Raw genomic sequence first — 20,648 nt, forward strand, 5'->3', positions numbered from 1 at the left:
AGCCTTATAAGGGGATATATAGGACGAAGCTTGCTGCCGCGGGGCTGTAAAATTCCGTGGCAGCAACAAATACGCAGCAACTATTCACATTCTGGAGGACACACAATGAGTACGATAGTCGTCTTTTACGATTCAAGCTTTCCATATGCCGGCGAAAGGCCCGATGAAACGGCGCTCCAGGCGCTCCGGGTCAATTATAGGGTAACCGATGCGGCCGGACTGCCGGAAGCTTTAGAAGAAGCGGATGCGTTAATCCACTTGCACGGACCTTATGTTCCGAAGGCGGCCTGGAATCACGTATTATCCTTTCTGCGCAGGGGCAAAGGCTTGCTGACCGTTGGCGGCGCTCCCTTTACGACACCGGTGTACGAAGAGGATGGGAAGTGGATCTGCGAACCGAAGCAAACGGGCTATCACCGCCAATTGCAAATTCATGAAGCTTTGCCGGTAGACCCGGCTCCGATCAAGAAGCTGGCTGCCAACCCGGATATTCCTATATTTCAAGGATGGGAGCAGCTGTTCACCGTCGCGCCCACCTATGGTCTTGTGCTTCACGTAACCCGCACGGACGATCAGCCGGGGCAGCTAGGATCCTCAGGCCCTATGGATGCGCATATTTATCCGTTGCTGAAGGGCATCGGCGAGGAGCCGCTTCTCCGCGAGGTTGCGGCACCTGCGGTGCTTCTGGAGAATACAAAGGGAGACTTTGCCGGCGGCCGGTGGATTCTCATCCAACAAGAGATTTCAAGCTGTTTTTGGCAGCATGGCGGCGCGCAAGCACTAGGGGAGTGGGCTGAGTTTACGGCTCGCGGTGTGACAGAGCTCTGGTTCAAATCGAACTATGCGTCCTATGAGCCCGGGGACCGTGCGACGCTAACCCTGCAAGCGCAAAAGCTTGGCAGTCAAGCCGCACAGAAAACGAAATGGACGTTCAACATTCGAGTGCTCAAGGCTAAGGAGTCGGTATGCGTTAAACCTGACCCTGCTTTTACGTATGAAGAGGCTGATTTCGACTGCCTGGAAGAGAAGGTGCTTGAGCTTCAGGCAGGCAAGGAGCTTGGGTTTGTAAAAATGCATGTTTCGGCGGCACTGGAAGCCGGACTTTATATTGCAGAATGCAAAGCGGTATCCGAAGAGGGAGAGACGAGGTTGTTGCGCCAAGGCTTCTGGGGCATGGATGAGGAGCTATTGAAGCAAGGTGACTATATCACTTGCGACCGCGATTACTTCTGGAAGAACGGGAAGCCGCTGCCGGTCGTCGGGATGACCTATATGACAAGCGATGTGGCTCGGAAGTTCTTGTTTATGCCGAACATTGCGGTATGGGATCGGGATATGGCGCAAATGAAAAGGGCCGGCATCAATCTGATCCGCACAGGCATTTGGTCGGCTTGGCGGCAGGTCATGTTCGTGGATGGCCATGCCTATGAGGAAGTGCTTCGCGCCATCGATGCCTTCATCCTGACAGCCAAGCGCTATGATCTGGAAGTGACTTTTAATTTCTTTGCCTTTACACCGGAGACTTGGGAAGGCGTCAATCCTTATCTGGACCCAAGAAGCATTGAAGCCCAGAAACGCTTTATTTCCGCCATCGTTTCCCGCCATGCTGAATCCAAGCATGTTCATTGGGATCTGATCAACGAGCCGTCGATGTTCGATCCGAAACGGATCTTTCAGCAGGGGCCGCGGTCAAGTCAGGACCGCTTTGAACGCCAATGCTATATCGAATTTCTTCGTGAACGGCACGGTTCCATCCGGCAGCTTCAAGAACGCTGGAGCATGACGCCGGAGGAGCTCCCTTCTTTTGAAGCGGCAGAGCTGCCGGAGCCGGAGCTTATCGGATTTAATACGACGGAATCATTGCCCAAGAAGAGCGGTCAATGGCTCGACTACACGCTGTTCTCTATGGAGATGCATAACCGCTGGGCTGCCCAATTGATAGAGACGATTCGTGAAATACAGCCTAAGCAACTGGTGACCGTCGGTCAGGACGAAGGGCTTGGCGCGCAGCGGCCTTCACCGTTTTTCTATGCGGAAGCGGTTGATTATACAACCGTCCATTCGTGGTGGAAGATGGACGATCTTGTCTGGGACGGTATATTCGCTAAGGATACGAATAAGCCGAACCTGATTCAAGAAACAGGAATCATGTATGTAGAAACGCCGGACGGCCGCGCGAAGCGCAGCGAAGCCGAGCTTCGCAATATATTGGAAAGAAAATATGCCTATGCATTCTCGACAGGCGGCGCCGGTGCTGTTCAATGGATATGGAATATTAATTTTTATATGAATAATGTTAACGAGTCCAACATCGGGGCCTTGCGCGCAGATGGAACGGAGAAGCCTGAAGCGGAAGTGTCCTATGATTTCGGCGCGTTTATGGAAAGCGAGAAAGAGCTTTTTGCAGGCAGAGAGCTGGAAGAGGTTGCTGTTGTGTATCCTTATTCCAATGATTTCTCCAACCGCCCGCTTGCGGGGGAAGCAACCACCCGCGCGATCCGTACGCTAGCCTATGAAATGAATGTGCACCCGCGAGGGATCGGCGAATATCATCTGGCATCGCTCTCTACGCACAAGCCGAAGCTGATTATCGTGCCGAGTGCCCATAACTTCCGAAGCTCGTCGCTGCAGGAATTGCTTCGCCATATTGAAGCTCATGGGGGGACGCTTCTCTTCACGGGACCGGTAGGACTCGACGAATACTGGCGTCCGGTCGACCGGCTTGCCGATGTGCTTCCTGCGGGTGCTGTGACGAACGTACTGCGTGAGGAGATGGTACAAATCGGTGATGAGCTAGTACCGGTTTCCTTCGGCGGGGCGAGAATCGCGGATACGAACAAACAGCTGGTGACCCCTGTTGAAGCGACTCGTCCAGCCGGAATTCAAAAGGTCGCGGTCGGAAAAGGAACTCTGTTATGGTGTCCGCTGCCCGTAGAGCTGAACCATCGGACGGGTGCGATCAAAGCGGTCTATGCCCATGCCCTTCAGGAGGCACATATCCTAGAGGAGCTCGAGTGGCTGGAGGGCGGAGAGCTTGCCGGCGTCTACGGCAGGAAGCTGTCCTTCGCTCAAGGCGCGTTGTTCATCTTTGTATCGGAATACGGATATCCCTCACGAATCGCCGTTCGTGATCCGAAAACAGGAAAGGTTTATTCCTTTGATCTGGAAAGCGAGCGCACCGTAATGTTTGCGGCGGATACGGAAGGACATCTGAAGACGGTCTACCGGCCTGGCCAAGTGACCGTTAACGTACAAAATTAAATAAATCTCCGTGAAAATGACCTGACAGGCGGATCCTTTGATCCGAATGCCGTCATTGATCAGATCACGATTATTCAGTTCATGGGCGTAAGAAATGGACGGCTCTCCAGCAGGAGGGCCGTCCGTTTGCCGTTAATAGTATAAATTTCGGGGCTCCCCGCGAATTACCTGAATCAGCCTCAAAGCCGAAGCGTCACTTTGCGGGGTGTAAAATGTATGATGGCTGGATTATTTCTCGCCGGGACCGGAAACTATGAGCTCGAGCCTGCCACTGATCCGATAGGGACCAACGTTTCGCGGAAGCAGGAAATGGTCGCCTTTGCGCAACGAATACAACGTATCCTCGCATTCGAGGGCGCCTGTACCGTCGATGACGCTGACGATTAGAAAATGGTCAGAGGGCTCTTCGAATAGAGCAGTTCCGGTAATGTCCCATTTTTGAACGGTAAAAAATGTGTTGCTGATCATTGTCGTCCGCACGCAATCCCCCTGAACGGTGGAACGGATAAGAGGCTCTACCGGTTGGTGAGGTACGCTGGTCACATCCATGGCTTTATCCAGATGCAGCTCACGCGGCTTCCCATCCTGTCCGATACGGTTATAATCATAGACCCGGTACGTAGTATCGGAGCTTTGCTGCGTTTCCAACACAACGATCCCTCTGCCGAGGGCATGAAGGGTTCCACTCGGGATGTAATAGAAGTCCCCGGCTTTTACTTTGACTCTGGTTAGTAAGCTGGACCAATTCCCGCTGCGCACCTCTTCAACGAACTGCTCCTTGGATTGTGCCCGGTGTCCGTAAATAATTTCCGCATCAGGCTCGGCGTCGAGGATGTACCAGCACTCGGTCTTGCCAAGCTCTCCGTTCTCGTGAACGGCGGCGTAGGTATCGTCAGGATGGACTTGTACGGATAGATCGTCCGAAGCGTCGAGAATTTTGATCAATAACGGGAACGGCGCGTCGGGGCTGACCAGCGCCGGATCGCAGAATAAGAAGCGATGCCGCCCCCACAGCTCACCGAGAGGCAGTCCTTGATATTCGCCGTTACGGACGATGCTTTGACCGTTTGGATGGGCAGAGACCGCCCAACATTCGCCTGTATTGGCATAGGGAATGTCATAACCAAATTTATCCCTCAGCTTCGTTCCGCCCCAAATTCGTTCTTGGAAGACAGGCTCCAGAAATAGAGGATGGTTCCTCTTTTCAATCGACGGGCGCTCTTGCAGCCTCTCTTCCTTCGGGCTAACCCCCGGCTCCTTGCCTATGTGAATAAGTGCGGCCGCTCCGATGAGCCCGGCATCTTGACCGAGTGCCGCCGGAATGATAGGCGTATTGCGGCCTGACGGATTCAGTGCGTGCAGAGCGACATAGTTCTGAATTTCCTGGAACAAGAGCCCGCCGATTTTGGATACACCGCCGCCGATGATGATTTTCTCAGGGTCTAATACATTAATTAAGGAGACACAGCCAACGCCAATTTGGCGAAAAATGGTTTGAAACAGCTGTCTCATAGAGTCGTCTCCTTGCTCGGCCAATGAGAATGCCTCTTGTGCGGTAACCTGACGGCCAAGCATGGAGGATGCTTGACGTGCGATGGCCGTTCCGGAAGCTGCGAATTCCCAGCATCCGTCTTGACCGCATGAGCAGCGTCCTGCCGCAGGGTCGACGACCATATGCCCGGCATCCCCTGCATTGCCGGTGGAGCCGGTAATGAGCTTGCCGTGCAGGTAAATACCTGCGCCGATTCCCGTACTGATCGTCAAGTAAATAAAGTGATCGCTATCCTTCCCGGCCCCGATCCATTTTTCGGCTAATGTCGCGGCTGTAGCATCATTTTCCATAAGGACAGGGTTATCGAAATATTTGTGCAGCTCGCCTACGAGCTGAAATCCTTTCCAGTCCGGCAAGTTTGGCGGACATACAATCAAGCCGCTTGTTGGGTGCAGCGGACCTGGGGCGCCAATTCCAATCCCTTGTAAATGGGCGGGTTCGACCGAAGCTTCGCCGCACAGCTCGCGGATTGCGGCAGCTATGCGCTCCACCATTGTCCCCGGTGAACCCTCTGTGGATAGAATCCGCTTGGATTCGATATGTCCAGTGGAATCGACGAGTCCGATCGCGGTTTTGGTGCCTCCGATGTCAATGCCGATTGCATAATTCATGATATGACCTCCACAATTTACTTTACATCACTTGACAAAACATCGATAAATCAAGCAATATGTAAATGAATTGTACCATATTCTTGGGGTGGGGGAAATCATGATTCGCAGAAAAAAAGTGTCCATGCAGGATATAGCCGACTATTTGCAAATATCGAAAAATGCCGTATCGATTGCTCTCGGGAATAAGAAGGGCGTCAGTCAAGAAATGCGCGAACGGATTTGGTTAGCCGCCAAGGAGCTTGGTTATGGAAAGTACAACGAAGAGGACAAGAAGCCTTTAAATATATTGGTACTCGTTCCGGAGAGGATCATCAGCTATGAAGATAATGATCACTTTCTGTTCTATCACAATCTGATATGGACGCTGGAAAAAGAGATTCGAAATAATGGGTATAACGCTGTTATTGCACGCATTGACGGGCAAATGGAGGAGGAGTTGCAGCTCCCTAATCTTTTTCACGATATAGACTTCATCGGTGCCATATTATTCGGTATCGTGAGCAGCTCTTATACGGCGATGGTAGCTAAGCAGGGCAAGCCCTTCGTCATGCTTGATTCGTACCATCGCGGAATTAAAGCGCCATCTGTGACCTCGGCCAACATAGAAGGTGCTTACGAAGCCGTCACTTATTTGGCCGGCTGCGGTCATCGACGCATCGGCTTCATCGGGCCAACCAACCTGACGACCAGCCACGAAGAGCGCTGGATGGGGTATTGGACGGCAATGCGGGATGCGGGGCTGCCGATTGACCCCGCCATGTGCTTGACGGAGTCGAAGGGATTCAACGCCAATGAGGAGGAAATAGGCAGCTACCGGGAAAGGATGCAGACCAAGCCGACCGCAATATTTTGCGGAAATGACCGCGCGGCGATTCTGCTCATCCAGCTGCTTCGCAAGGCGAATCTTCGCGTCCCGGAGGACGTTTCCGTCATGGGCTACGACGATTTGCAGATGGCCGATACCTTGAACCTGGGCTTAACGACGATGCGCGTAGATGTCCCCGGCATGTGTCAAGCGGCTATCAAGCTGCTGAACAAGACCCTGGATTGCAAAGATGCCTTGATTAGGTGGAGTGTTCCGCCAGAGCTGGTCATTAGAGAATCGGTAAAGGCGTACGCTTCGGATTCGCCGACCGATTAGTTCCTGACGGGCTGTAATTAGAATGAATTCCAGAGGAGGAAAGATGAATGCCGCCAATTTCCGGGCAAGAAATCCCGTTTGAAATCAGGGCCAAGTTGGGTAACATCAACGGAATTACTTTTCCCCGGCAGGGCTATACATCGGATGTCGGCATCATTGACGCGAGGCATGGAAAGGCCGTACTCAAGAGAGCCAGAGGAAAGCAATACAGCGAATGGCTGGAAAGAGAAGCATCCGTTTTGTCTTGTTTAGCTTCCACAGGGCTTCGAGTCCCTAAAGTCTATCATTTTATGCAGGCGGGGGAACAAGAAGGGATTCAATGCTGGCTGTTAATGGAATACCTGCAGGGGGAGACCTTGCGCAGCGCTCTTACATATGAGAAAGATTCTGCCCGAAGGTACGATATTATTTATGCTTATGGAAGGATTCTGCAGAAAATCCATTCGACACCTTGTCCAGATGAGCTTAAGAAAAGCGAGATCTGGCTCGACGCTATGCTTACCCAAGCCGAGTACCATTTGAAGCATTATCAGGTAGATGGTACCCCTGCTTTACTCGAGAAAATCAGGTATCAGAGGCCCAAAGAAATGGAACAGACACTGATACATGGCGATTTTACAATCGATAATGTCCTTGTTCATGAAGGCAGCGTAGCTGGAATCATAGATTGGAGCGGAGGAGCCTATGGGGATCCGCGGTATGATGTGTCCTTAGCCGTAAGACCCAAGCCGAATATATTCCAATCCAGCCATGATCAACGTGCGTTCTTTGACGGTTATGGCGCGAAAATAATAACGGATGAGGATTACGATTATTTTGTGGAGGGGCTTAACTCGTTTTTCTAAATGAAATTCGCAATCGAGAAGAAATCACTGCATTCTCCATATGCTACTCTAGTTTCAGTAAAACAAGCGGAACAAGTCTGCCCGATAACCTTACACGTTATCATTGGAAGGGTTTAAGGGTACCTGAATTTTGGTAAACTTTAGACAAGGAGTGATAATGCATGATTAGTAAAATCGGTCAAATTATGCTGTATGTAAACAACCAGGACGGTGCTGTGGAATTTTGGACGGAAAAAGTAGGGTTTAAAGTCGTATCAGAAGAAAATAACGGGCAGGGCATGAGATGGATCGAAATCGCTCCGGCGGAGGGAGCCGAAACAAGTATCGTGCTTCATAATAAGGAGTTTGTTGCTAAAATGTCGCCCGAGTTAAATCTAGGGACACCTTCGTTAATGTTTTTCACGGAAAATCTGGAGCAATTGCATGCCGACTTGACCAATAAAGATGTTAAGGTCGGAGACATCGTTACCATTCCTTCCGGAAGAGTATTTAACTTTGCAGACCATGAAGACAATTACTTTGCTGTCATGGAGAGAAAGTAAATCTCGTCAATGAAGCCGAGGTAACTTATGCCGGTTGTTCGATAGGTAGTGTAAAAAGAGGCAGACGATACGGATTATCGTCTGCCTCTTTTTGCTGTCCTATTATTATTGTAATATGAAAATATTCTAAACAAATTTAGTTTCTTTATTGTGAGCGAATATTTAAAAAAATGATTTTCTACTAAATATATGTTGATTTTCAAAGTGAAACCGACTAAACAACAACTAAAAATAGGGTTGACCATGGAAAATATTGATGATATTTTATAGTTAAACATAAATAAATTACAGTTATTACCGGATTTATTTAGTAAAATGTTTAGTTTGTTTAGTGGACAATTTTATTCCTTATAATTTCATTGGGAGAGGGTGCAGGGATGAAGAAGCTTAAGCTGGGGTACGCGCCTACGCGCCGGTTTGTATTCAGTGCGGAGGATGCTTTTCGTTACAAGGTATTGATCAAGGAGAAAATAGAAAGCTTCGGTATGGACATTGATATTGTCGATCTCGAAGGTCTGAATGAGGAAGGGCTTCTGTACAACGACCACATCAATGCCGACCAGATTGCGGAGCGGTTCCGCCAGGAGAATGTGGACGCGGTATTTTTCCCGCATTGCAACTTTGGTACCGAGGATACGGTGGCGAGGGTCGGGAAGGCGCTTGGCAAGCCGGTGCTTTTGTGGGGGCCAAGGGACGAATCCCCGCTCGAAGATGGCATGCGTCTGCGTGACACACAGTGCGGTCTGTTTGCCACAGGCAAAGTGCTGCGGAGGTTCAATGTACCTTTTACCTATGTGACGAACTGCAGGGTGGATGACCCTGTCTTCGAGCGCGGCTTTACCAATTTTATCGCCGCCGCCAATGTCGTTCGCCAGTTCCGCAGTCTGCGCATTCTTCAGATCGGGCCCCGCCCGTCTTCTTTCTGGACGATGATGTGCAACGAAGGTGAACTGCTGGAGCGCTTCGGCATTGAGATTCATCCGATAACGCTGGTGGATATCCAACGTGCTTCGAAGCGCATTGAAAGCGGTAACAGCTCGGAGCTTGCCGAGGCAGTGGATCTTATTAAAGCTAAGCTGGATTGGTCGGAAGTGACAGAGGCGGATGTGAAACGGATCGCCGCCCTTAAGGTGGCCATGAAGCAGCTTGCGACGGAGACAGGCAGCTCGGCCATAGCTATCCAGTGCTGGTCCTCCTTGCAGGACGCTATGGGCATTATGCCTTGTCTCGCAAATGCGATACTGACCGATGAGCAGATTCCGGTCACCTGTGAGACCGATATTCACGGCGCAATTACCTCCGTCATGGTGCAGGCGGCGACGATGAACCAGCATCCTACCTTTTTCGCGGATCTGACGGTTCGGCATCCCGAGAATCCCAACGGGGAGCTGCTTTTCCATTGCGGCAATTTCCCGGTATCCCTGAGTGTGGAGGAGAAGCCGAAGCTTAGGAAGCATTTTCTGTTCGATGACCATTCCCCCGGAACCCATGAGGGCGAGATCAAGGGAGGCTCTATGACGCTGGCGCGATTCGACGGCGATCATGGCGAATACCAGCTGTTCCTTGGCAAGGCCCGCGGGATTTCGGGTCCCTACACAAGAGGCTCCTATGTGTGGGTTGAGGTCAACGATTGGCCGTTATGGGAGGAAAAATTGGTGAAAGGGCCTTACGTCCATCATTCCGTAGGCATTCATGCGAATGCAATCCCGGCCTTATATGAGGCCTGTCAGTATATTCCGGGTCTGACGCCGGATCCGGTTGATCCGACCGAGCAGGAAATCAAGGCTTGGCTCCGCGGCTCGGGGCTGTAAAGGAGGATGGCTATGGACATAAGGGAACTGCAGGAAAAAGCCATCCAAATTCGCATGGATTTGCTTCGTATGATCCACGGGGCGCAAACCGGGCATACGGGCGGATCCCTCAGCAATACGGATATTCTTACCGCACTTTATTATCGCGTTATGAAGGTGGACCCGGCGGATCCGAAGCATCCCGACCGTGACCGTTTTGTTGCGAGCAAGGGACATTCGGTGGAGTCTATATGGTGCATTTTGGCAGACCGCGGCTTCTTTCCGAAGGAGGATTTAAGTACCTTCAGCCGTTTCGGGACCCAGCTTATCGGTCATCCCAACAATAAGGTGCCCGGCATCGAAATGAACACAGGAGCGCTGGGTCATGGACTCGCAATCTCCGTAGGCATGGCGCTGGCTGCCAAGCGGGACGGAAGGGCATATCGCGTATTCTGCCTGATGGGCGACGGGGAGCAGGCCGAGGGCTCCGTATGGGAAGCGGCAATGGCCGGGGCGCACTACAGGCTCGATAATTTGGTAGGCATTGTAGACCGCAACCGGCTCCAGATCAGCGGCTCAACAGAGGAGGTTATGGGACTCGACCCGCTCGATGAGAAATGGGTGGCCTTCGGGTGGAACGTCGTCTCTCTTGACGGCAATCATATGGGGGAGCTGGTTGAGGCTTTGGAAGCAGCTCCGTCCGCAGCAGGCAAGCCGACGCTGATCCTGGCGAACACCGTAAAGGGAAAAGGCGTATCGTTCGCCGAGAATGTGCCGTATTGGCACCATCATGTGCCCAATGACGAGGAGCTGGAGAAGGCGCTGGCTGAGCTGACTGCTCAGTTGGACAGCTTGAAGCAGGAAGGGAAGGTGCAGAGCCATGGCCAATAAAATACCTAATCGGCAAGCTCTATGCGAGACCTTGCTTGAACTGGCCCGGCAGGACCGGGACATTATGGTGCTTGCCAGCGATTCCCGGGGCTCTGCCGCCATGGCGCCATTTGCGAGCGCCTATCCGGAGCAATTTGTCGAGGTTGGCATCGCCGAGCAAAACATCGTCGGCATTGCCGCCGGTCTCGCACACAGCGGCAAGAAGCCGTTCGTCACCTCACCGGCATGCTTTCTCAGTATGCGCAGCATCGAGCAGATCAAAGTGGATGTGGCTTACTCGGCAACGAATGTGAAGCTTATAGGGATTAGCGGCGGCATCAGCTACGGCGCTCTCGGAATGTCGCACCATTCGGTGCAGGATCTTGCGGTCACCCGCGCCATTCCGGGGCTTGCCGTGCTCATGCCGGCCGACAGGCATGAGATGAAACGAATGACGGAGGCGCTTGTCGGCTACAAGGGAGGCGCATATATCCGAATCGGGAGGAATCCGGTAGAGGATGTATACGAATCGGACGATTACGAGTTCACGATCGGCAAGGCCGTCACACTGCAAGAGGGCACGGATCTGACCCTCATCGCTTCAGGGGAGACGGTTCGCGTAGCCCTGGATACGGCGGCGGCTTTGAAGGAATCAGGGATTTCCTGCCGCGTTCTAAACATGCATACGATCAAGCCGCTTGATGAGGAAGCGGTTCTTCGGGCAGCCCGGGAGACAGGACGCATCTTATCGGTCGAGGAGCATAGCATTCATGGAGGTCTCGGCGCTGCCGTGGCTGAAGTGGTTATTCAGAACCATCCGGTGCCGATGCGGATCATCGGCATTCCCGACGAGCCCGCTATTGCCGGCAAAACCTCGGAGGTATTCGAGCATTACGGAATCAGCGTGCAGGGCCTCAAGAAGGCGGCGCTTGAGCTTATGGAACGGTAAGGTGACCCCCAATGGACAACTACATTCTGGCTATTGATCAAAGCACGTCCGGCACCAAAGCATTGATCGTGGACCGGGAGGGCTGTATCGCAGCTGTTAGCACCTCCCAGCACACACAATATTATCCTGCACCAGGATGGGTGGAGCATGACGTGCTGGAAATCTACGATCAGGTGCTGAAATGCTCGGCGGACGTACTGTGCAAAGTAGGCATCGGGCCCGAACGGATAGCGGCGGTCACGATAACGAATCAGCGTGAAACGGCTGTTGTATGGGATAAACGGACGGGGATGCCGATTTCCCGAGCCATCGTATGGCAATGCCAGCGAACGGCAGCGATTTGTGAACGTCTAACCTTGGAAGGGCATGAAAGCATCGTGATGGAACGGACCGGGCTTATGCTGGATCCCTATTTTTCCGCGACGAAATGGCACTGGATATTGAAGCATACGGAAGGCGCGCAGGAGAAGCTGGCCGCCGGGGATTTGCTTGCGGGAACCATCGACAGCTGGCTGCTGTGGAAGCTTACAGGCGGGGCGGCTCACGCAACGGATTATACGAATGCGAGCCGAACGTCGCTTTTTAACATTCATACTTTGCAGTGGGATGAAGATTTGTGCAGGCTGTTCGGTGTGCCTGCCAGCCTGTTACCGGCCGTGAGGCCATCAGACGTCATTTTCGGTTATACGAGCGGGGCAGGATCGCTTGCAGACGGCATTCCTATTGCCGGCTTAATCGGCGATTCACAAGCTGCGTTGTTCGGCAACCTGTGCTTTGAGAAGGGAATGGCCAAGGCCACCTACGGGACCGGAACGTCGGTGCTGATGAATGTAGGTCCGACGCCTGCACCGGCAAGCGACGGCCTGGTGCAAGCCATTGCCTGGGGACAGGGAGGCGGCGTGACGTATGCTCTGGAGGCCGTTATCCGGACATCGGGCGACAGCATCAAGTGGATCCGGGATAATCTGGGGTTGTTCCAAACCTTTGATGAAATGGAACAGCTACTGGCCGAAACCCCCGCTAACGATGGTGTGTATCTGGTTCCCGCTTTTGTTGGATTGGGGGCGCCTCATTGGAAGCCGCATGCAAGAGCCGCCATTACAGGAATGAATCGCGGAACGGGTAAGGGCCATATGATTCGCGCGGCGCTGGAGAGCATCGCCTATCAGGTGTGCGATGCCGTCGAGCTGCTCCAGACGAAATCAGGCATGGATCTTCGCGAGCTGCGTGCGGACGGGGGCGCCTCGAATAATGGTACGCTGATGCAGTTTCAAGCGGATATGCTGGGGAAACGAGTGCGGAAGTCCGGTATTGCCGAGCTCTCCGCGCTGGGCTCTGCCTACATGGGAGGGCTTGCTGTAGGCTACTGGACCTCACTGGAGGATATAGTAAGAAACCGAAGGGATTCCCGAACCTACGAACCGCAAATGGAGCAGAACGAGCGGACCCGTTACTACGATGGCTGGAAGCGTGCTGTCGCTTCCGTTATAAGCGGCACGGCTGCGATATAATTTTTTGAATATGAATCTATACGATGTATCCTTCTTTATCAACCAAAGAGGTAAAGAGGAGTGATCTCATCTTTGATCATTAAGCAAGCGGCTCAGATTCAGCATAACGGCTGCCCTTCGACACCAATCGGGGGCGGTCGTTTTGTTTTGCACTTTTTTGCACTCCAACAGAAGGCTAATTCCCCATATCGATTCACCAAAATGCAACCAACCAATCCGCCACGCAACCAACCGCTCCTCCATTGGAAAGCGGTATTTCCTTGTTTTATGCGCTTTTTGGCCCCATGACTCATCAATGATTCCGACATGCCGCACACGAATTGGACAATGGCTTGAGGATAGCGGATTTGTGCATGCGATAGAGGAATGAACGATTGTCCCCCCAGGCATGGGACGGTATGATGTCGGTAACGACTAACGAAGGAGGTTGTGGTGGTGGCAGAAGCATATACTCAAACGAATACCAGATCCACCAAAGCGCCAGCAAACAGGATATATCATTATTTGAATCTTTTCCTGACCAATGTAAAAAGACATTGGATGCTGTATTTGATGGTTCTTCCCGGCGTGCTCTTTTACATTGTATTTAAATACGTGCCGCTGACGGGAAGTGTGATAGCGTTCCAAAACTATCAGATATTAAAAGGAATAACAGGCAGCACTTGGGTAGGGTTGGACAACTTTAAGTTTATTTTTACGTATCAGGATTTCTACCTTGTATTAAGAAACACGGCAACCATCGCATTCTATCAATTGCTGTTCAGTTTTCCGGCACCGATCATCCTGGCGCTGCTCTTGAATGAACTAAGAATTATGATGGCCAAAAGGGTGATTCAAAGCTTGTTCTATCTCCCGCATTTTCTGTCGTGGGTTGTTGTGGGAGGGATTGTATTTGAACTGCTGTCCTCCCAGGGCGTAGTCAATATGATTCGTGGTTGGTTCGGCTTTGAACCGATTCTGTTCATGCAGCAGCAAGCTTACTTCCGCACTATCGTCGTCATATCCGGTATATGGAAGGAAATAGGGTGGGGGACGATCATTTATCTGGCCGCGATCGCAGGGATTAACCCGAACTTGTATGAAGCGGCGGTCATGGACGGAGCGAACCGCTGGAAGCAAACCATTCATATTACGCTTCCGGTCATGTTCCCGACCATCCTGGTCCTCTTCCTGCTGCATATCGGTAACTTCCTGGAGCTTGGCTTCGATCAGATGTACAACCTGTTAACGCCAATGACCTATTCGGTCGGTGATATCATTGAAACGTATGTGTACCGGGCCGGGGTTCTGCAGGGGCAATATAGCGTAACGACCGCCATTGGATTATTTCAATCCGTCATCGGGTTTGTGCTGCTGTGGATTTTTAACCGGATGGCGCGAAAAACAGAACAGGGGTTATGGTAATGAAACAAACCTTAGGAGAAAAAATATTTCAAGTATTCAACTATTTGCTGCTTACAGCCGCTGCGGCGACGATGCTGTTTCCTTTATTGAATCTGTTGGCTGTATCCTTCAGCTCGCCCATTGCCGCAGATTCCAAGCAGGTGTTTTTACTTCCTGTCGAGTTCACAACGGCATCCTGGAGCCATATTTTGCAAAATAAAGGGTTATGGACGGCCTTTGGCATCACCATATATATAACCGTCGTGGGTACGCTGCTCAGTATGCTGTTCTCCGTGCTCATGGCCTACCCGTTGTCCCATAAGGAGTTTCTTATCCGCAAGCCGATCATGCTGGGCATCATAATTACTATGATTTTCAACGCGCCGCTCATTCCGTTTTTCATTACGGTACGGGAGCTAGGCATGATGAATTCGCTCTGGTCTTTGATTCTTCCGGGTTTGATAGGAACCTTCAATATGATTATCATACGAACCTTCTTTATGGGGCTTCCCGCGGAGCTGTATGATTCGGCCCGGATTGACGGCTGTAATGACGGAGGGGTATTATTCCGGATTTATTTGCCTCTGTCCAAGCCCGTCCTGGCGACAGTAAGCTTATTCTATGCCGTCGGGTATTGGAATACGTTCCAGCGTGCCGTTCTGTTCATTCGAAACCCGGACAAGTGGCCGCTTCAGGTGAAGCTACGCGCTTATCTGACCTCTCCCGAGGAATTGGCTGCCGTCAACATGTTCCTGGGTGACTATGATTTCAATACAACTACCTTGAAGGCCGCCACTATATTATTCGCGACGATTCCTATCGTCCTGGTATATCCTTATTTGCAGAAGTACTTTGTCAAAGGCTCCATGCTGGGGTCGCTCAAAGAGTAACACAATGCGATATTAAGCTTCATGCTCAGCTTGATATATAGAACATAAAGAAAAGGGAGGACAACAGCATGGCCAAACATGTGCTGAAGAAAACGACGACATGGTCCGCGTTGATCGCGCTCGTCACGGCAGCCGCGCTCAGCGGATGCTCCAATGCAGGGGAGAAATCATCTGCTTCACAATCTAAGGACGGCAAGCCCGTACAAGTCAAAGTGTTCAAAAGTCATATGGGGGTCGGGACCATCCCGGACAGCAACAACGCTCATGTGAAATATGTCGCCGAGAAGACAGGCGTGGAGTATAAGCTGATCACTACGCCTCCAGGCTCGGAGCCTACGGAGTTTCTGAATCTGCTGATAGCATCGGATGACCTGCCGGATATTCTTCGTCCGATCGGCGGTGTCGAGCAGACGCTGATTCAGCAGGGCGGCGCTTTGCCTCTGGATGACTTGCTGCCGAAATACGCCCCGAATGTATGGAAGAACATTCCGAAGGAAGCTTGGGATATCGTACGCTCGGCTTCGCCGGATGGACATATTTATTACGTGCCGAAGGTATTCCTGGTGCCGGAGCGCGCTCCGATGATTCGCAAGGACTGGCTGGACAAGGTAGGCTTACCGATGCCGAAGACGGTGGAAGAATACAAAGAGGTTCTGAAAGCCTTCCGTGACAAGGACCCGAACGGGAACGGCCAGAAGGACGAGCTCCCGACCTCCGGACGTGAATTCGGCAAATGGATGGATCATCTCTTCGGAATGTATGGCGTTGCGATGTGGGAAGGAAGTCCGGAATGGGATATTTATGACGGTAAAATTCAATATGCCGGCGTGACACCGAACATGAAGGCTGCTATTGCCTTTATTCGCGACCTTTATAAGGAGAAGCTCCTCGACAACGAGACTTTCTTGAACAAAGGTGACGTTTGGCAGGCTAAAATCAATAACAACCTGGTCGGCAGCTGGTATCATCTTCCAGCCAACGTACGCGATCGTTACACCGCTATGCTGAAAGGGGCACCGGATGCGTATATCGTGGGAATGCCGGTGCCTAAAGCCGAAGGCTTCCAAGGCTTTGTTACCCAGAAGAGCATGGGGGAACCGGAGTGGATTATCCCGGCGGCGGCCAAAGGCAAAGCAGAGGCTTCCCTGAAGCTGCTTGACTTCTTCTATGATGAGAAGAATGACGATTTCGTCCGGTTCGGTATCGAGGGCTTACAGCATAAAGTGGAGAACGGCAAGAAGGTGCTTCTTCCTCCTGAGGACAGCCGGCCGCTCGCACTCGGCATGAAGAATTTGACGACAAAAGCAGATATGGATATCCGTATTAAGGAAACGGTTCCGGAGAATATGCAGAAGATGGTTCAGGATATCTTTGTTGTCAATACGGCTGACGCCCGCCGCATCGCGGGAGACGGACTTCCGAACACCGTCTATGAAGGCTATCCGGATATTCAATCCCACAAGCTGTTCCAGGAATATTTGACCAAAATCGTCATCGGCGACTGGCCTCTGGACAAGTTCGACGAATTCGTGGACCGCTGGAATAAATCAGGCGGCGAAGCCGTTACGAAGCGCGTTCAGGAATGGTATGCGAAGGTGAACAAAAAATAGGGAATCATCAGCAGGTGACCTGCCGGCTATCTTCAACCCGGCACCGGCACCTGCTGCTCATTCCCAAGCACATCTGGCTGATAGGAAGAAAGGACTGTACAAATAATGAAAAAACGATATGCAATCTGCGGAGTTAGCGGAAGGGCGCTCGGCATGTTCGCCAAGCCGATCTTAACCACGTTTGCAGGCACCTGTGAGCTTGTAGGTCTGCTCGATCGGGACCCGATGCGTTTTGACCTGTACCGGTCAAGGTTTCCCGAGCATGCGGACGTGAAAACGTACAACGAGCAGGAGTTCGACCGGATGGTTGATGAAACGCGCCCGGATGTCATCATCGTCGCCGGCCGGGACGATACGCACGCGCAGTATTTGATTCAAGCGCTGCAGCTCGATTTGGATGTCATCACGGAGAAGCCGATGGTGACGACAGGAGAAGATAGCCGGCGCGTGATGGAAGCGGAGCAGCAAAGCAAGGGGTCTGTCACGGTAACGTTTAATTACCGGTACGCTCCCATCCATACCCGGATCAAGGAGATGATACTGGAAGGAAAGCTGGGACGGATTACCTCGATCGATCTGAACTGGTATTTGGATACCTTCCACGGCTCCAGCTATTTCAAGCGCTGGAACCGGGTTCGCGAGCTGTCCGGAGGCTTGTCGATTCACAAATGCACACACCATTTTGATTTGGTAAACTGGTGGATCGGACAAAAGCCGGTGGAAGTGTTCGCTTATGGGGCGCTGAATTACTACGGCGCAGAAGGAGAGCTGAATCCTAAGAAGGAGGATGGCCGGTTCTGCAGCACCTGTGAATATACAAGCGATTGCGCCTACTATTCACGCTGGAACGCCCGCAGCAAAAACATCCGGGTACCCGATGATCATCTGGGCTCGCTGGATTCGGGAACGTCGTCGTCCTTCCCTTATTCCGATTATCGGCCGGACCAGTGCATCTTCGACTCGCAAATTGATATCGAGGACACCTATTCCGCTTCGATCAAGTATAACGAAGGGGCGCTGCTCAGCTATTCGGTGAATTTCTCGCTGCCGTACGAGGGCTATCGTCTTGCTATCAACGGAACCAAAGGCCGGCTGGAAACATTGGAATATCATATGCCGGGCAGAACGCCGTTTCCGACGCCGGTCCAAACCATCGATTATTTCCCGCTCTTCGGCTCCAAGGAAACGATTCATGTGGTTCACCGGGAAGGGGGACATGGCGGAGGCGATCCGCTGCTCCTGGAGGATTTGTTCATGGGAGAAGACCCAAGGCGGCCTTACCGGATTTTATCCGGCGCTGTAGACGGAGCTTATTCCGTGGCGACGGGAGAAGCCGTATGGCGTTCCGTCAAGGAGCACCGTCCGGTTACCATTGACGAGGTGCTCAAGGGTGTTCGCGGATAGACATGAATAGGCTGCATAGCCTATCCAATAGTAAAGGGAAATGAAGGAGGAACCATAGCAGTGAGCAGCTACTTTCACCCAATCGAAAGCATGGGTTCACAAACAGCCGGGTGCGATATTCCGCATGTTCTGGCTGTCATGGCCCAGCGGTACATTGGAGCCAATCCGCCTCACGAGCCCGTCTACCGGGTTACAAGAACTAGTGAAATCCGCAAGCAGGATCATCATCTGTATCAATTTCCTGTAAGCAGCATGTTCCCCGAAATGAATGAAACCGAGCGTGTTTATGCTTGGGGCAAGCTGTGGAGTGAACAGCCGGAGGACTTTATTTTCCATTTGCGCTGTTATGGGCCTGTGCGGCTTTATCATAATGGCGTCAAACGGTTCGGCTCCGCGCCGGAGGAGGAGAAGGGAGATTCCGGTACCCTGCCGATTAAGCTGAAAATATCTCTTACTCGCGGGTGGAATCACTTCGTGTTTGAGTTAGGGAAAAATGCCGGCGGAGGCTGCGGAGCGGAATTCGGCACGGGTAACAGGAAGAACAAGCCGTTTCATTTCCTGGCTCCTTCAGCCGAGCGTGACGGGGAAGAAGGATGGATTTATACGGCCCCATTGAGCTTCGCTATCCGGTCAATCCCCGGCGGAAGCCAATCCGAGGAGGAAACCGGAGCGAAATGGCTTCCTGAGCGGGAAACGCCGCATTTACAGGCTGGAAGGCTGGAGCAAATGTACGGGCTGCGTCCGGGTGCCACGGCCTATGCATGGACGGCAATTTCTAATGCCGCCTCCTCTGTCCAACGAATAACAGTTGAGGGCACAGCCTATGGCCCTGTATCCTTCACGCTTAATGGCGGAAAAGTGCTTGGCGTACCGCAGAGCGGTGATTTTGTCCTGCAATTCGATGCGGGTCCCGGCAAAGCGGATTTGGTGGCTCAATGTATCGCGGGTGAAGACGGCTGGGGATTCGTGCTCCGCAGCTTGTCCGCTGGAGCGTCGTTAACGGCCCCGCGCAGAATCCATGGTTATCGTGGCAGCTGGCTCTATTTGGGTCCGTTTGCTCCCGGTACACAAGTGGATGTATCTGATTATTTGGCATTGGATACGGTAGCTTATGGAGAAGAGGGCTCTCTTTTCTGGACCACCGAGCAGCCGGATGCCAATATTCGGCCTTTTCTCGAGAACGAGCTATTTGGCCGCTGGAATTACCCGCTTGGCGTCACACTGTTTGGCTTGCTGGAAACGAGCCATGTCCTGCAGCGGACGGACTTGTCCGATTATGTCCTGAAGCATGTCGAGTTTGCTACTTCGACGTACGCCTACTCGCTGTGGGACCGGGAGCGTTACGGAGCAGCAGGCTTGAACAACCAGCTCTCGCACATCGACAGCCTCGATGATTGCGGATCGTTCGGCGCACTTGCTATTCTTGCGAATCGGCTGCGTCCGCTGAAGGGAGCGCCAGCCGTATTTGACGACATCGCCCACTACATTATGGACGTACAGGATCGTATGCCGGACGGCGCACTGTACAGGCACATCGGGGTTTCACCAAGCATGCACAACACTATGTGGTGCGACGATATGTATATGAGCGTGCCGTTCCTATGCAGATACGCAGAGCACACCAGAGATATACGTTATATCGATGAAGCGGCACGGCAGCTATTACTTTATAAGAACTATTTGTTTATGCCGGAACAAAGCATTATGTCCCACGTGTATGATGTGAATCTGGGCAAACGCTCACAGACCGCCTGGGGCAGAGGGAATGGCTGGGTATTCTTTTCGCTGGCGGTTTTGCTTGCGGTACTGCCTCAAGATCATGCAGCCTATCCTGATATTCTCTCGTTTTACCGTGAGCTGGCAGAGGGATACCGGAAGCTCCAGGGTGTTTATGGCTTATGGCATCAGGTGCTGACCGATCCCGAATCCTACGAAGAGGCTTCCTGCACTTCCATGTTTATGTATGGCTTCGCGCTTGGCGTTCGGCACGGGTGGTTGGAGCAGCCTGAGCCATATATCCAGGCTGTACTGTCCGGATGGCAGGGCTTGTGCGAGCGAGCCATCGATAAGCAAGGTAACCTGTATGGTGTCTGCAAGGGCTCCAGCTGGTCCTATCACCATGCTTATTATAAGCATGATTTGGGCTGGAACCTCAACGATACGCACGGCATCGGCATTGTGCTTCTTGCTGGTATCGAAACGCAGCGAATGAAGGAGCAATTAGGCATCACAGGCTGAAACAAGAGGAAAGCCAGGTCAAAATGGGTATCTTGGGGGGAGAAATCG

The 20,648-nt window shown here is 52.2% G+C and carries 14 protein-coding genes; 13 read left to right on the top strand and 1 reads right to left on the bottom strand.

Translation table 11 applies throughout. The features are described 5' to 3' along the window. Positions 1–105 precede the first annotated feature (105 nt). Entirely contained in the window at positions 106–3,261 is a 3,156-nt protein-coding gene (locus B1728_RS04220) for a beta-galactosidase (protein ID WP_079908893.1), read from the top strand. Between the two features lie 228 nt (positions 3,262–3,489). Here the strand turns inward: B1728_RS04220 and manA are convergent, their stop codons facing one another. Further along, complete coding sequence (manA, locus tag B1728_RS37180) at positions 3,490–5,424, bottom strand: mannose-6-phosphate isomerase, class I (protein ID WP_306293503.1); 1,935 nt, start codon at positions 5,422–5,424, stop codon at positions 3,490–3,492. 100 nt (positions 5,425–5,524) lie between these two features. Between manA and B1728_RS04235 the strand changes: the two genes are divergently transcribed. The 12 genes from B1728_RS04235 to B1728_RS04290 all read left to right on the top strand — a co-directional run bounded on the left by B1728_RS04235 (position 5,525) and on the right by B1728_RS04290 (position 20,600). Further along, positions 5,525–6,568 (top strand): LacI family DNA-binding transcriptional regulator, encoded by a 1,044-nt coding sequence (locus B1728_RS04235; RefSeq protein ID WP_079908894.1) that lies wholly within the window; start codon positions 5,525–5,527, stop codon positions 6,566–6,568. A 47-nt stretch (positions 6,569–6,615) separates the two neighbouring features. Continuing rightward, on the top strand, positions 6,616–7,413 hold the full coding sequence (locus B1728_RS04240; protein WP_079908895.1) for a phosphotransferase family protein: 798 nt from the start codon (positions 6,616–6,618) through the stop codon (positions 7,411–7,413). 161 nt (positions 7,414–7,574) lie between these two features. Then, positions 7,575–7,955, top strand: a complete 381-nt coding sequence (locus tag B1728_RS04245; protein ID WP_079908896.1) for a VOC family protein — start codon at positions 7,575–7,577, stop codon at positions 7,953–7,955. A 377-nt stretch (positions 7,956–8,332) separates the two neighbouring features. Continuing rightward, on the top strand, positions 8,333–9,766 hold the full coding sequence (locus B1728_RS04250; RefSeq protein ID WP_079908897.1) for an L-fucose/L-arabinose isomerase family protein: 1,434 nt from the start codon (positions 8,333–8,335) through the stop codon (positions 9,764–9,766). A 12-nt stretch (positions 9,767–9,778) separates the two neighbouring features. Further along, entirely contained in the window at positions 9,779–10,636 is an 858-nt protein-coding gene (locus B1728_RS04255) for a transketolase (RefSeq protein WP_079908898.1), read from the top strand. Then, positions 10,626–11,564: a transketolase family protein gene (locus B1728_RS04260; RefSeq protein ID WP_079908899.1), complete on the top strand. Its 939-nt coding sequence runs from the start codon at positions 10,626–10,628 to the stop codon at positions 11,562–11,564. The genes B1728_RS04255 and B1728_RS04260 overlap by 11 nt, the downstream gene beginning before the upstream one ends. Positions 11,565–11,575: 11 nt before the next feature. Beyond that, a complete protein-coding gene (glpK, locus tag B1728_RS04265) occupies positions 11,576–13,075 on the top strand; it encodes a glycerol kinase GlpK (protein WP_079908900.1) in 1,500 nt (499 codons plus the stop codon). Positions 13,076–13,615: 540 nt separating this feature from the next. Next, positions 13,616–14,479, top strand: coding sequence for an ABC transporter permease (locus tag B1728_RS04270; RefSeq protein WP_079908989.1), 864 nt, complete (start codon positions 13,616–13,618; stop codon positions 14,477–14,479). Beyond that, positions 14,479–15,348, top strand: coding sequence for a carbohydrate ABC transporter permease (locus B1728_RS04275; RefSeq protein WP_079908901.1), 870 nt, complete (start codon positions 14,479–14,481; stop codon positions 15,346–15,348). The genes B1728_RS04270 and B1728_RS04275 overlap by 1 nt, the downstream gene beginning before the upstream one ends. 68 nt (positions 15,349–15,416) lie before the next feature. Then, positions 15,417–16,958, top strand: coding sequence for an extracellular solute-binding protein (locus B1728_RS04280; RefSeq protein ID WP_079908902.1), 1,542 nt, complete (start codon positions 15,417–15,419; stop codon positions 16,956–16,958). Positions 16,959–17,063: 105 nt separating this feature from the next. Further along, on the top strand, positions 17,064–18,362 hold the full coding sequence (locus B1728_RS04285; RefSeq protein ID WP_179135874.1) for a Gfo/Idh/MocA family protein: 1,299 nt from the start codon (positions 17,064–17,066) through the stop codon (positions 18,360–18,362). 60 nt (positions 18,363–18,422) lie between these two features. Further along, complete coding sequence (locus tag B1728_RS04290; protein WP_256865218.1) at positions 18,423–20,600, top strand: glycoside hydrolase family 88/105 protein; 2,178 nt, start codon at positions 18,423–18,425, stop codon at positions 20,598–20,600. Positions 20,601–20,648 lie beyond the last annotated feature (48 nt).

This window comes from Paenibacillus sp. 32352, assembly GCF_002042965.1.
GTDB lineage: Bacteria > Bacillota > Bacilli > Paenibacillales > NBRC-103111 > Paenibacillus_S > Paenibacillus_S vulneris.